The sequence below is a fragment of the Micromonospora sp. NPDC049107 genome (assembly GCF_040648595.1).
Taxonomy (GTDB): domain Bacteria; phylum Actinomycetota; class Actinomycetes; order Mycobacteriales; family Micromonosporaceae; genus Micromonospora.
The window spans coordinates 215,853-229,277 of the sequence record NZ_JBEZEC010000005.1 but is presented as its reverse complement, the minus strand read 5'-3'; the positions used below and the strand labels follow the sequence as shown (position 1 = coordinate 229,277).

The window sequence follows — 13,425 nt, the reverse complement described above, 5'->3', positions numbered from 1 at the left end:
GTAGTCACACAACTACTTGTCCGGCCGATGCAACTTCCCGGTACGGCGGTTCCGTTCTACCTCAGTCACGAGGAGGCAGTCGACGTGAAAGCCGAAGACGAGCAGGCATTCCGCGAGTTTGTGACGTCAGAGATGGCGTCATTGCGCAAGCTGGCGTACGTGACCTGCGGCGACTGGCACACGGCAGAGGACGCCGTCGCCAACGCGCTGATCAAGCTCTACCCGCGGTGGCGCAAGTTGGACCGACCCGATCTGTACGTCAAGACCATGGTCTATCGGGCCGCGATCGACGAGACCCGTCGGCCGTGGCGGCGCGAGCGACCGACCGGTGATGCCCTGCCGGACGTGGTGGTGCGGGATCCGGCCGTCGCGACCGACGAGCGGATGCGCCTGCGGGTGGCGCTCGACGCGGTGCCGGCCCGGCAGCGGGCCGCGGTCGTGCTTCGGCACTACCTGGGTCTGAGCCTGGAGGACACGGCCGGCGTCCTCAACTGCACGGTCGGCGCGGCCAAGAGCCAGGCCTCGCGGGGCCTGGCGAAACTGCGCGAGTCGCTCGCCGCCGAACGCGTCAATCTCAGCGGGAAGCCGATGGAGGAGTGGACCAATGCAGTTGCGTGACCTGGTGGACACGGTGACGGGTGACGAACCGCCGATGGCCCGTACCGTCGACGACATCATCGCGTTGGGGCGGCGTGCCGAGCGGCGTCGCCGCGTGGGGTTCACGTCGGCCGGTGCGGCGGGCCTGGTCGCGGTCGCGGTCGCCGGCGTGCTCGTCCTGCCCGCCCTGGGCGCCGAACAGAACACCACTCCGGCCCCGGCCCCGGCCGGCGCAACGACGTCCAAGCCCGGCCAGGCCGCGTGGTCCGACGCCGAGCCGTTCACCTTCACCTTCACCGGGTACGACGCCGGCACGCTGCACGTGCAGGACCCGATCGTCGCGTCCACCGCTTACCAGATCGCCTCCGTCTACTCCGACCGTCACGACTCGAACGACAGGCCGGTGAGCGAGGGGGAGGCTGATGCCCCGGGCGTCGGCACCGAGATGGAGAGCAAGAAGGGGGCCGCCGACGACAAGCCGAACCTGTGGGCCTACCTGACCGTCTACCGACCGGGCGCCTTCGACGCCACCGGCATCAAGGGTGGTAAGAGCGTCACCGTGGCGGGGCGCAAGGCCGTGCGGGCGACCCTGCCGGTCGGTCTCGACCCGCGCAATGAGCCGGACACCCGCAACAAGCTGTTCGCCTGGGAGTACACCGACAACGCCTGGGCCGCTGTCACGTCGGTCTCCTCGGACGAGGCCACGCCGACCTTCGAGGACCTGAGCGGCCTGGTCGAGGGCCTGAAGCCCAGCCGGCCGACGCCGGCCCTGGTGCCGTTCACGATGGGCTACGTCCCGGCCGGCTACCAGCCGCTGCAGATCGGCACGCACGCGATGCCCGGCCTCAGCGGCATCGCGGCGGCCCGCGCCGGTGACTACGGGGGCGCGACGTACACCAAGCCCGCCGCGCCCACCTCGGGTCTGACCGCGCCCTACGACTCGGCCGAGGACGGCATCGAGAACGGGTTCAACATCTTCGTCACCCCGAACACCAGCTCGAACCAGTCGCCCGAGCCCGGTGCCACCAGGTGCTACGACGCATCCGAAGAGAGTGGCCGGAACGCCGACGGCGGCTTCTGCAACATCTGGAGCGCCGACGGCAGGGTCGTCCTCCAGGTCAGCTCCGCGGGTCTCGGTGACCAGCTGTCCCAGGCCGAGCTGAAGAAGATCGCCAAGGGGATCACGGTGGCCGACGTCCGCAACGAGTCGAGCTGGACGCCCGCCGCGACAGCGCTCCGCCCGTAACCGCGGCTCCACTGCGCCCCGGCGGTGACCCCTGGCGACGTGGTCCGTGGGTCACTCGTCGAGCAACAGGGCGGCGACGGCCTCCGGCGCTTCGCGCATCGCGTCGTGGCCGGTGGGGAGGTCGTGGACCTGCCAGTCGGGTTGGGCGTCCAGCCGTGCGCGGAGTTCGGCGAAGGGCGTGCGGTCCCAGCCGGAGCAGTAGACGAACTCGCGGCGCGGGACCTGGCTGACGGCGCCGGTGAGTCGGATCGTCTGCAGGAGCGAGGCGAGGGGGTGCGGCCGACGGCGGGGGTCACCGCCGTCCGGCGGTCGGACGGCGTATCCGGTGGCGGCCGCGCCAGCGGCGAACACGTCCCGGAAGTGGTCACTGGTCGCCGACCAGCACGACTCGCCATCGCGCGGTACGTAGGCGTCGAGATGCACCAGCCGTGAGACGCGGCCCTCGGCGCGGTCGGCGGCGGCGGCGATCACCATTCCGGCGTAGCTGTGGCCGACCAGCGTCGCGTTGGTGACCTGGTGTCGATCGAGGTGCCGTAGTACGTCGTCGGCGTGTGTGTCGAGGTTGGCGGTCGCCACCGTCGCGATGTCGTCGTCTGGCCGCAGGCCCGACAGCGTCAGGGCGTGCACCCGGTGGCCGGCGCCCTCCAGGAGCGGAACCACCGCCTCGAACGCCCAGCCACCCTTCCAGCCGCCCGGCACGAGCACGAACGTCGCCATGTCTTCCTCCTCTGCCGCCACCCGAGGCTGGTCGCCGCCGGGGTCACCGTCACCGTCCTGCTGCGCCGAGAGGCGTGCGGCGGCATCCGGGTCCGGGCCAGGAACGCCCGGCGGCGGCCGTACACCGGAAGTTTCGCGCACCTTGGCAGCGGCGCGCGCCTCCGCTACCTTCATGGGAACGCTCCCATGAACTTAGATACATCAATGTGATCAGGAGGAAACACGACGTGGCTATCCTCTCCCTCCGGCGACGCAGATCCACGGCCCTCAGCGTGGCCGCGGTCGCGGGCGCTGCCGCGGCCGGCGTGTGCCTCGCCGTCAGCAGCGCGTCCGCCGGCACGATCTCCGGCCCGCTCTATCGCGACCCGAGTTCGGCGGTCGTACGCTGGGTCGCCGCAAACCCCGGCGACTCGCGCGCCGGCGTCATCCGCGACAAGATCGCGAGCCAGCCGCAGGCCCGCTGGTTCGCCAACTTCAACATCTCGACGGCGCAGTCCGAGGCCGCCGCGTACGTGGGCGCCGCCAATGCCGCGCAGCAGATCCCGGTGATCGCGGTGTACCAGATCACCAACCGGGATTGCGGCGGTGCCAGCGCCGGTGGTGCGCCGGACCTCAACCAGTACCAGAGCTGGGTGTCCAACTTCTCCCGGGGACTGGGCAACCAGACGGTCATCATCATCCTGGAGACCGACTCGCTCGCCCTGCTGACCTGCCTGAACAGCAACGAGATCAACGCCCGTAACCAGGCGATCTCGACGGCCACCCGCACCATCAAGTCGGCCAACCCCAACGCCAAGGTCTACCTCGACGCCGGCCACTCCACCTGGAACAGCGCGGGTGAGACCGCCAACCGGCTCCGGGCAGCCGGCGTGCAGTACGCCGACGGTTTCTTCAGCAACGTGTCGAACTACAACTCGACCTCCAGCGAGGCCAACTTCGGTCGGGCGGTCATCTCCTCCCTCAACGGCATGGGCCTCTCGGGCAAGCGCCAGGTGATCGACACCAGCCGCAACGGCGGCGCCAGCGGAGACTGGTGCGGCGACGACAACACCGACCGCCGTATCGGGATGTACCCGACGACGAACACCGGCGACAGCAACATCGACGCGTACCTCTGGGTGAAGCCTCCGGGCGAGGCGGACGGCTGCCGCTACACCGCCGGTTCGTTCCAGCCCGACCTGGCCTACAGCCTGGCCAACGGCGTGCCCAACCCGCCCACGACGGCCCCGCCGACGACTCCGCCGCCGACGTCCGCCCCGCCGACCACGCCGCCCCCGACCACGCCTCCGCCGACGACCCCGCCGCCCACCACGCCCCCGCCCACCACGCCTCCGCCGACCGGTAACGGCTGCTCCGCGTCGGTGGCGCTCAACCAGTGGTCCGGTGGCTTCACCGCGAGCGTGACGGTCACGGCCGGGTCCGCGGACATCAACGGCTGGACCGTGACCATCACGCTGCCCAGCGGCGCCGCGGTCACCGGGGTCTGGAACGCGCAGGCCAGCGGCACGAGCGGAACCGTCCGGTACACCAACGTGGGCTACAACGGACGCGTGGGCGCCGGGCAGTCGACCAACTTCGGCTTCCAGGGCACCGGCACCGGCCCGGGGGCGACGGCCAGCTGCGCCGCCGCCTGACCCCGACCGAAGTCATGGCCCGGCGCGGAGGACCGCCTCCGCGCCGGGCCAGCACCATCGGGGGGTACGGGCCGGACCGGCCAGCGTCAAGGTGACGAGTCAGCGATCGCCACCGTACGGCGGCCTGTGCGCGGAGACTCAAGCGTGAACTGCGGATTGTCCGATCGGTTGCGGGTCGGGATCACGACGGGCCGTTCCGTTCGCTCGTCTTCGCCCACGGGACATCTCGTGGCCGGCGAGCAACGCCAACGCGACGGCCGTCAGCAGTCCACCGAACAACGGGACGACGCGTACCCCGGCCGTCGCGAGCAGGCCCGCCCCGATGAGCGAGCCGGCCGCGAGGCCGACGTTGAACGCGACGCTGAGGCTGGCCGACGCCATGTCGGTGGTCGAGGGGGCGACCTGCATGATGCGGTGCTGGATCCCCGCGATCAGTGAACTGAACGACATCCCCGCCACGGCGAGCAACGGTATCGCCGCCACCTTGCTCGCGCCGATCCCGTAGAGGCCGAGCATCGCGGCCGTTAGGAGCCCGAGCAGGCCCAGCACGACACCGAGCGGAAACCGGTCCAGGACCCGACCGACCGCCCAGGTGCCGACGACGCCGAACGAGCCCTGGACGAAGAGCAACAAGCCGAGAGACGCCGCGGCGAACCCGCTCACGTCGAGGAGGAAGACGGTCATGTACGTGAACGCGCCCATGGCGCCGGTGACCGCGAGAGTGGTGGCGACGAGGAGCACGACGAAGCGCTGTCGGTCCGGCATCGGCCCGATGTCTCCCGCACTCTGGCGCGGTGTGACACTCGGCAGGAGCAGGGCGATCGCAAGGCAGATGGCGAAGCCGAGGACGGCCATCGCGGCGAAGGCGGCCCGCCACCCGAACTCCCCGCCCAACCAGGTGCCCAGCGGTACGCCGAGGACCGGTCCGAGCGCGTTGCCGATCGAGAGTCGAGCCACGATGCGGCCTCGAACGTTCGCCGGAAACATCGAGATCGCTACGGGAAACACCACTGCCCAGAAGACGCCGTTGGTGGTGGCGGACACCAGTCGTGCGGCGAGCAGCACCTGGTAGGAGTCGGCGAAGGCCGACACCGTCGTCGCGGCGGCGAAGACACCCAGGGTGCCGGCGAGTAGTGGACGCCGTGGCACTCGCCGGGTGACCCGGGTCAGCGGCAGGGCCACGATCATGACCACGACGGCGTACCCGGTCACCAGCAGGCCGGCCTCGGACCTGGAGCGTCCCAGGTCTGGCGCGATCAGCGTGAGCAGACCGATCGGCAGCACCTCGGTGGTGACGTAACAGAACGTGGCGGCGGACAAGGCGACGAGGGCATGGACCGCGCGTCGAGGGTGCGCCATCGGCTACCTCCCAATCCTCACAGGTCGTTATGTGATTCCACCTAACCATGATTAGACGGTAGCGTGAAGCCATAGATGCTCTTTGTTGTCGCGGAGTGCCGGGCCAGGGCCGCGCGCAGGGCAACCGCCTTCAGCGGTATAGGTGGTAGCCTCGTCGATATGCCCCTCGATGTGTCCGAGCTGCCGTTGGTTGGCGGGCACCCGGCGCTCGACCTGGTCAACACCCTCGAACGAGGCGGCAACTCGCCGCCCCACGACTTCCTGTCCGACAGCTCCGCCCTGCTGAGCTGGTCGGTCCGGGTGGGAGTGATCAGCGACGCGGAGGCCGACCAGGTCGACCGGGCGTGGCACGACGAGCCGGCGGCGGCGCACGCGGGGCTCACCGCCGTGCGGGACATCCGTGCGGGGCTCCACCTCGTGCTGCTCGCGGTCATCACCGACCCGGACGGTGACACCGTCGCGGCCGGTGCCGCGCTGGTCGGACTGCACGAGCGTTGGTCGGGCGCGGCCGCTCGCGCGAGATTGGTGCTCGGCTCGTCGCGGGTGCGGCTGGCCTACGGCACGGTGCCAGCCATGTTGGTGCCCGACCGGACCGCCGAGGCCGCCTTCGACATCATGCTGACCGCCGATCCGACCCGGGTGCGCCGCTGCCCGGTGCGCGACGGTGGCTGTGGCTGGCTGTTCCTCGATCAGAGCCGCAACGGTTCCCGTCGCTGGTGCCGGATGGCTGACTGCGGCAACGTGGTGAAGGCGCGACGGCTCACCGAACGCCGCCGGGCAGCCCGATCCTCGCCCTCGTAGACATCGGGCGACCTTGACGGGCCGTGCGCCGCAGCCGCACGGTTTCCTGGTCGGCCTCGCCCTGCGGTGCCTAGCCCTGGCAGGGAGTGGTTGGCACAGGCAGGGCTGGCGATACTTCGAGTCATGAACGCGAGAGGACAGCTCGGCGACTTCCTCCAGGCCCGGCGCTCTCAGCTGCGCCCGGAGGACACTGGCGTGCCGACCTACGGTGAGCGGCGGCGCGTTCGAGGACTGCGCCGGGAGGAACTGGCCCTGTTGGCCGGAGTGAGCGTTTCGTACTACTCCCGGTTGGAGCAGGGTCAGGCGGTGAACGCCTCTCCTGAAGTGCTCGACGCGCTCGCCCGGGCGTTGCGGCTCGACGACGCGGAACGCCGCCACCTCGGCGAGCTCGCGGCGGGCACCCGCCGTCGGCCCGCCGCGCGTCGCCCGACTCCGGAGCGGGTGAGCCCAGCGGTCCGCCAGCTCGTCGCGGTGCTCGGGGACGTACCGGTGGTGGTGCTCGGCCGCCGGGCCGACGTGCTGGCCTGGAACACCGCAGGCCATGCCCTCTTCGCCGGCCATCTGCCTCCGGAGATCCCCGAGCGGCCGGGCCGGTACGTGAACATGGCGCGGCTGGTGTTCCTGGACGCGCACACCCGCGACCTGTATGCGGACTGGCCCACCAAGGCCCGCGCGGTGGTGGCGACGCTCCGGATGGCCTCCGGGCAGAACCCGGACGATCCGCTGATGGCCGCGCTGGTCGGCGAGTTGACGGTACGGAGTCCGGAGTTCGCCGCCAGGTGGGCCGACCACCGGGTGAAAGCCGGCGGCGACACCGTCTACCAGATGCGTCACCCGCTGGTTGGCGCGATGGACGTGACGCAGCAGACCCTTCGTACCGAGGACGGCCAGAGCGTCGTGGTCGCCACCACCGAGCCCGGCTCCGCGTCCCACGCCGCGATGACGTTGCTCGTCCACGGTGCCGTCACCACCCGTGCCGGCGCTGTCCAGCCGGCTGCCCTGCGCGACTAACACCACCCCACCGGCCGACAAGAGGTGCTCCGACAGGAGCGCCGGACGCGTCGTGCCCGCACCAGGCCAATCACGAACAGCATGAGTAGGGGAGAGAAATGCGCCCAAGAACGATGACCATCGCAGTCGCTCTCGCGGCGGCCGTGACCGGCGTCGTGACCGTCTTCCCGCCGAGCGCGACGAAGGCTGCGACCGCGCCGGCCCCGCCCGCGGGGCTGGCCCGACCATCCGCCCCGCCGGCGTCCTCGCGGATCGCGGTCCACTTCGACCTGGCCAAGGGGCAGATGCCGGAGAACATCGCGGTCGGCCCGGACGGCACGGCTTACGTCACCTTCGCGGCCGCTCGACAGGTCGCCGCGGTCACCCCGTCCGGCGGGACGCGAATCCTGGCGACTCTGCCCGCCCCGGCCGACGGCGGCGTCAACACACCCGTGCTCAAATTCGCGCTCACGACGGGCATCGTCCGGATGACGGACGGCACCCTCTATTTCCTGTACGCGAGCGGCGATGCCGCCTCCACCGGCCTGTACCGACTACGTCCCGGAAGCGTCCCGCAGCGCATCGCCGCCCTGCCGGCCGGCGGGCTTCCCAACGGTCTGGCGTTCGACGCGGTGGCGAAGAGGTTCTACCTCACCGACTCGGTGCTCGGGACGATCTCGACGGTCGCGCTGGGAGGCGGCCGTGTCGAGGTGTGGTCGTCGGCACCCGAGCTGGCTGCGGCAGGGTTCCTGGGTGCCAACGGCATCAAGGTACGCGCTGACGCGGTGTGGGCGACCAACCTCGACCAGGGCACGCTGCTGCGCATCCCGTCGCGGCACGGTCGGCCCGGACCTGTCCAGGTGGTCGCGACCGGGCTGGTCGGTATCGACGACTTCGCGTTCGTCGGTGTCGGTGACCAACGGGTCATCGCCACGCTGAACGGACCGAACACGGTGGTGAGCATCGACGCGGCCGGTCGGGCGCGAACGTTGCTGACGGCCGGCGACGGGCTGCAGAACCCGACCTCGGTGGCCCTGCGCGGTCGTACTCTCTACGTGCTCAGCGCCGCGTACACCACGGGCGTCGACCCGAACCTGGCCCTGGCAACCCTGCCGCGCCGCTGAGCTGTCCCCGTCGGTCAGACCGCGCCCCGGTCGACCAGGCTGAACGTCGTGTCGATCGGGGCGTCACCGAGATGCTCGACGTAGATCGCTTTCTTCGTCGGGCTCCACTGCACCACCCCGTACTCGTCGCTGATGATCGAGTAGGACGTGCGTCCCTTGTCGTCCTTGCCCTCCCGGGACAGCGCGAACACGGTTGCGGCGGAGGCGTAACACTCGGCTCCCACCAACGACGCGTACTGCTCTGAATCGATCTTGACTCCGAGGCACGGTCGGTGGTCGACGTCCGGATTCAACGATTTGATCATGAAGTCGACGCCGACCGGCTCGAGCACGAAGAGCGCGTCCTTGCCGGTGCCGTCGCCGGCCTCCAGCTCGCCGTGGAACGGCAGCTTGAGGTCACGGTCGATCTCCACCAGGTGCAGCAGGATCCGCCGCTGACCGGTCAGTATCGCCCGGGTCGGGTCCGTGCTCCTCGACGGTGACGCGGTGGGCGTACCCGATGTGGCCGCGGACACGGAGGTCGCCGGTGCGCTCGCTAGCGGGCTGCCGGTCGGCGTCGAGCCAACGTGATCCGGTCCGGACCCGCTGTTGAGCAGTCGCGGGCCGAACAGTGTGGCGGACACCAACACCGCGATCACCGCCGCGGCTGCTCCGCCCGCCGTGAGCCAGCGACGCCGGCCCCAGCCCGGGCGACCGGCAGCGACGAGACCGGGTGGCATCGACCGCCCGTTCTGGTCAGCACCACCCGCGCCCGGAAGCTGGGCCGACTCTCCAGCACCTCCCGCGTACCCTGCCGTCAACAACCCATCGAGCAGGTCGCGGGCGCTGGGACGAGCAGCGGGATTCTTCTCCAACGCCCGGGAGACCAACTCCCGCAACGGCCCATCGAGCCCGGTCAGATCCGGCGGTTGAGTCAGGATCCGCATCGCGGTGGCGGTAGCGGAGTCGCCTCCGAACGGGTTGCGGCCGGTCGCGGCATGGGCGACCAGGGCACCCCAGGCGAAGATGTCCGCAGCCGGGCCCACCGGATAACCGGACGCGGTGTCCAACCGCTCGGGAGCCATGTACGAGACGGTTCCAACCATCTGGTCGGTCCGGGTGTGCTGGCTCGTCGCTTCGAACGCTCGGGCGATACCGAAGTCGATGACCTTGATCCCGCCCGGCGCCACCAGGACGTTCGCCGGCTTCAGGTCCCGGTGGATGACCCCGGCGCGGTGGATGGCGGTGAGCGCGGTAGCCACCCCGACCGCGATGCTGTGTAGCTGCGCCGCCCCCAGCGGCCCCCGCTCCCGGAGCACCTGGGCCAGGCTGGGGCCCTCGACGTACTCCACCACCAAATACGGCGGGTCGTGGTCCGGGTCGGCGTCCAGAACCTCGGCGGTGCAGAACGGTGGGACCTGGCGCGCGCGGTTCACCTCGCTACGGAATCGGCCCCGGAACTCCTCGTCGTGCGAGAGTTCCGGACGGACGACCTTGACCGCCACCCGCCGTCCCTGCGCCGAGCGGGCCAGGAAGACAGTTCCCATGCCACCGTCGCCGAGCCGGTCCAACACGTCGTATCCGCCGAGGCGGGCCGGGTCACCGGGACGCAGCCCGTTGTTCACGCCCGATGCCCGCAGACCGCGACCACCACGTGAACTGTTCCGCCTATCACCCGTTCCCCTTAGGTCAGTCGGACGCCGACCGCAGCCTATCGTCCGCGGCCGGTGGAGACGATGATCGTCGACAGGTGCAGGTGCCGGGTGTAATTGCCCGAAGGGCAAGGAGTAGCTGTGGTCACCGCTCGGGTCGCGCTCCTTGCCGGACGTGGGTGGCCGGAGTGCTGCCCGGCCACCCACCACCCGTCAGATGACGATGTTCACCAGCTTCGGTGCGCGCACAACGACCTTGCGCACCTCGGCGTCCCCGAGCGAGGAGACCACCGCCGCCTCGGCGAGGGCGAGACTGCGCAGCTCGTCCTCGCCGATCTCGGGGGCCACCTCGAGCCGGGCCTTGACCTTGCCCCGGATCTGCACCACACAGGTGACCGTGGGCTGGCGCAGGTATGCCGGGTCGGCCACGGGGAACGGCTGACGAGCCAACGACGTGGGGTATCCCAGCCGCTGCCACATCTCCTCGGCGATGTGCGGGGCCAGCGGAGCCACGAGCAGCACCGCCTGCTCGGCCACCGTGCGCGGCGTGCTGCCCCGCTTGACCAGGAAGTTGACCAGTTCGATGGCCTTGGCGACCGCGGTGTTGAAGCGCAGCCCGGACAGGTCGGCCGCGATCCCGTTGATGGCCCGGTGCAGGGCCCGCAGGGTCTCGGTATCGGGCTCCTCGTCGGTGACCACGAGATCGCCGGTGTGCTCGTCGACGATGGTGCGCCACAGCCGCTGGAGGAACCGGTGGGAGCCGACGATGGCTCGGGAGTCCCAGGGGCGGGACGCGTCCAGGGGGCCGGTCGCCATCTCGTACAGCCGCAGCGTGTCGGCGCCGTACTCCTCGCGGATCTCATCCGGCGAGACCGCGTTCCGCAGCGACTTGCCCATCTTGCCAGCTTCTCGGCTGACCCGTTCGCCCTTCCAGTACCAGCCGCCGTCGCGCTCCTCTACCTCCGCGGCCGGCACCGGAAAGCCCCGGCTGTCCCGGTAGACGTGGGCGGTGACCATGCCCTGGTTGTAGAGCCGGTGGAACGGCTCGTCGGACGAGACGTGCCCGAGGTCGAAGAGGATCTTCTGCCAGAAGCGCGCGTACAGCAGATGCAGGACGGCCTGCTCTGATCCGCCCACGTACAGATCAACTCCGCCGTGCGGCTTGTGCTCCGTCGGCTCCATCCAGTAGCGGTCGTTCGCGGGGTCGACCATCGCCTGCTGGTTGTCCGGATCGATGTAACGGAACTGGTACCAGCTCGAGCCCGCCCAGTTCGGCATGGTGTTGGTCTCACGCCGATAGCGTCGCGGCCCGTCCCCTCGGCCCAGATCAAGCTCGACCTCGACCCACCCGACGGACCGGGACAGTGGCGTCTCCGGGGTGCTGCTCAGGTCCTGGGGGTCATAGGTGCGCGGAGCGTAGTCGTCGATCTCGGGCAGCCGGACGGGCAGCATCGATTCCGGCAGCGCATGGGCGACGCCGTCCTCGTCGTAGACGATCGGGAAAGGCTCCCCCCAGTACCGCTGCCGGCTGAACAGCCAGTCCCGCAACCGGAAGTTGACCATGCCTTCGCCCGGACCATGCTCCGTCAGCCAGGCCGTGATGCGCTTCTTGGCCTCGGCGACGGTGAGCCCGTCCAGGGACACCGACGTGTTGGCGGAGTTCACGAGTCGTGCGTCATGGGAGGCCATGGCATCGGGCCACTCGGCCGGGTCCGTGCCGCGTCCGTCCTTGGGCTCCACCACGCAGCGGATCGGCAGTGTGAAGGCGCGGGCGAACTCGAAGTCACGCTGGTCATGGGCCGGTACGGCCATGATGGCGCCGGTGCCGTACCCCATGAGTACGTAGTCGGCCACGAAAATGGGCAGCAGTTCCCCGTTTACCGGGTTACGAGCATATTTGCCGACGAACACGCCGGTCTTGGCGCGATCCTCAGCCATCCGCTCCAGTTCCGACCTGCTGGCGGCCTGCCTCCGGTACGCAGCGACAGCCTCGGCGGGTGTGGCGTACCCGCCGGTCCAGGTTTCCGGAAGCGACGACTGTTCCGGCCACGTCGCGGTCACCAGTTCGTCCACCATGTCGTGCTCGGGCGCCAGCACCAGATACGTGGCGCCGAACAGGGTGTCGGGACGGGTGGTGAAGACGTCGATCGATCGCTCGACGCCGTCGACGGCGAACTCGACGCGTGCGCCCTCGGAACGACCGATCCAGTTGCGCTGCTGCAGCTTGATCGCTTCGGGCCAGTCCAGCCCCTCCAGGTCGTCCAAGAGGCGATTACCGTACGCGGTGATGCGCATCATCCACTGACGCAGCCGGGTGCGGAAGACCGGGAAGTTGCCACGCTCGGAACGCCCGTCGGCGGTGACCTCCTCGTTCGACAGCACGGTGCCCAGCCCCGGACACCAGTTGACGGGCGCTTCCTTGGAGTAGGCGAGCCGGTACTCGCTGAGCACCTCATCCTTGTCGAGCGGGGACAACTCCGCCCACGCCTGACCGCCCGGCACCGCGCGCTCACCGCGCTCGAACTGCTCCACCAGGGTGTCGATGGGCCTCGCCCGATCGAGCTCAGGGTCGTACCACGAATTGAAGATCTGCAGGAAGAGCCACTGCGTCCAGCGGTAGTAATCCGGTTCGATCGTCGTGATCGAGCGTCGGTAGTCGTAGGACATGCCCAGCGAACGAAGCTGGTCGCGGTAGCGCTCGATATTGGCTTCGGTCGTCACCCGCGGATGGGTGCCCGTCTGAATGGCATGCTGTTCGGCGGGCAGCCCGAAGGCGTCGTACCCCATGGTGTACAGGACGTTGTGGCCGTTCATCCGCATGAAGCGCGCGTAGATGTCGGTCGCGATGAACCCGAGAGGGTGCCCGACATGCAGCCCCGAACCGGACGGGTACGGGAACATGTCCATGACGAAGCTGCGCTTGGGACCGGCAAGACCTGCTAGGTTCCCGGTGGGGTTGGCGGCGTAAAAGGTGCCTTCCTTCTCCCAGCGCTGCTGCCATTCCAGCTCGATACGGCCGGCCAATGCGGCCGAATAGCGGAACGGCGGCGTACCGTCGTTCTCCGGGTGCTCATGACTGTTCGAAGTCATGTCGCTCATCGTCCTGTATCTCCATCTGGTCCGGTCGGGCCTGGCCCCGACTCGCGTGGACGCGGAAACGCGTGCGGGCTGCGCTCGGAAAAGGAGAAGAGCAAGCCCCGGTGCCCGGAGGCCTAGCCGCACCTGCTCCGGGGGCTGTCATTCAATTGCTCCGGGACTGCTCGGCGCTGCTCGGGAAGACGCAGTCGCGACGTATCCATCTGGAGAGACTAGCCTAGTACCTCAGC

10 protein-coding genes are annotated in these 13,425 nt (G+C 69.7%); 6 read left to right on the top strand and 4 right to left on the bottom strand.

Translation table 11 applies throughout. The annotated features are described in order from the left end of the window. The first annotated feature begins 84 nt into the window (after positions 1–84). On the top strand, positions 85–618 hold the full coding sequence (locus AB0B55_RS14780; protein ID WP_357124236.1) for a SigE family RNA polymerase sigma factor: 534 nt from the start codon (positions 85–87) through the stop codon (positions 616–618). Then, complete coding sequence (locus AB0B55_RS14775) at positions 605–1,843, top strand: hypothetical protein (RefSeq protein ID WP_357171931.1); 1,239 nt, start codon at positions 605–607, stop codon at positions 1,841–1,843. The genes AB0B55_RS14780 and AB0B55_RS14775 overlap by 14 nt, the downstream gene beginning before the upstream one ends. Before the next feature lie 51 nt (positions 1,844–1,894). On the opposite strand, the gene AB0B55_RS14770 is transcribed toward AB0B55_RS14775, so the two are convergent. Next, positions 1,895–2,734: an alpha/beta hydrolase family protein gene (locus tag AB0B55_RS14770; RefSeq protein ID WP_357171930.1), complete on the bottom strand. Its 840-nt coding sequence runs from the start codon at positions 2,732–2,734 to the stop codon at positions 1,895–1,897. A gap of 53 nt (positions 2,735–2,787) precedes the next feature. On the opposite strand from AB0B55_RS14770, the gene AB0B55_RS14765 reads away from it, so the two are divergent. Beyond that, on the top strand, positions 2,788–4,194 hold the full coding sequence (locus AB0B55_RS14765) for a glycoside hydrolase family 6 protein (protein ID WP_357124245.1): 1,407 nt from the start codon (positions 2,788–2,790) through the stop codon (positions 4,192–4,194). A gap of 138 nt (positions 4,195–4,332) precedes the next feature. Here AB0B55_RS14765 and AB0B55_RS14760 read toward each other — a convergent pair whose 3' ends face one another. Further along, positions 4,333–5,553 (bottom strand): MFS transporter, encoded by a 1,221-nt coding sequence (locus AB0B55_RS14760; RefSeq protein ID WP_357171929.1) that lies wholly within the window; start codon positions 5,551–5,553, stop codon positions 4,333–4,335. 159 nt (positions 5,554–5,712) lie between these two features. On the opposite strand from AB0B55_RS14760, the gene AB0B55_RS14755 reads away from it, so the two are divergent. The 3 genes from AB0B55_RS14755 (at position 5,713) to AB0B55_RS14745 (ending at position 8,468) form a co-directional block, all read left to right on the top strand. Next, the gene (locus tag AB0B55_RS14755; protein WP_357171928.1) at positions 5,713–6,354 is read left to right on the top strand and encodes a CGNR zinc finger domain-containing protein; all 642 of its coding nucleotides are present in this window, start codon (positions 5,713–5,715) and stop codon (positions 6,352–6,354) included. Positions 6,355–6,477: 123 nt separating this feature from the next. Then, positions 6,478–7,365, top strand: coding sequence for a helix-turn-helix transcriptional regulator (locus tag AB0B55_RS14750; protein ID WP_357124254.1), 888 nt, complete (start codon positions 6,478–6,480; stop codon positions 7,363–7,365). 113 nt (positions 7,366–7,478) lie between these two features. After that, entirely contained in the window at positions 7,479–8,468 is a 990-nt protein-coding gene (locus tag AB0B55_RS14745; protein WP_357171927.1) for a hypothetical protein, read from the top strand. Between the two features lie 14 nt (positions 8,469–8,482). On the opposite strand, the gene AB0B55_RS14740 is transcribed toward AB0B55_RS14745, so the two are convergent. Both AB0B55_RS14740 and leuS read right to left on the bottom strand, forming a co-directional pair. Beyond that, entirely contained in the window at positions 8,483–10,072 is a 1,590-nt protein-coding gene (locus AB0B55_RS14740; protein ID WP_357124260.1) for a serine/threonine-protein kinase, read from the bottom strand. Between the two features lie 240 nt (positions 10,073–10,312). Continuing rightward, complete coding sequence (gene leuS / locus AB0B55_RS14735) at positions 10,313–13,189, bottom strand: leucine--tRNA ligase (RefSeq protein WP_357172032.1); 2,877 nt, start codon at positions 13,187–13,189, stop codon at positions 10,313–10,315. Positions 13,190–13,425 lie beyond the last annotated feature (236 nt).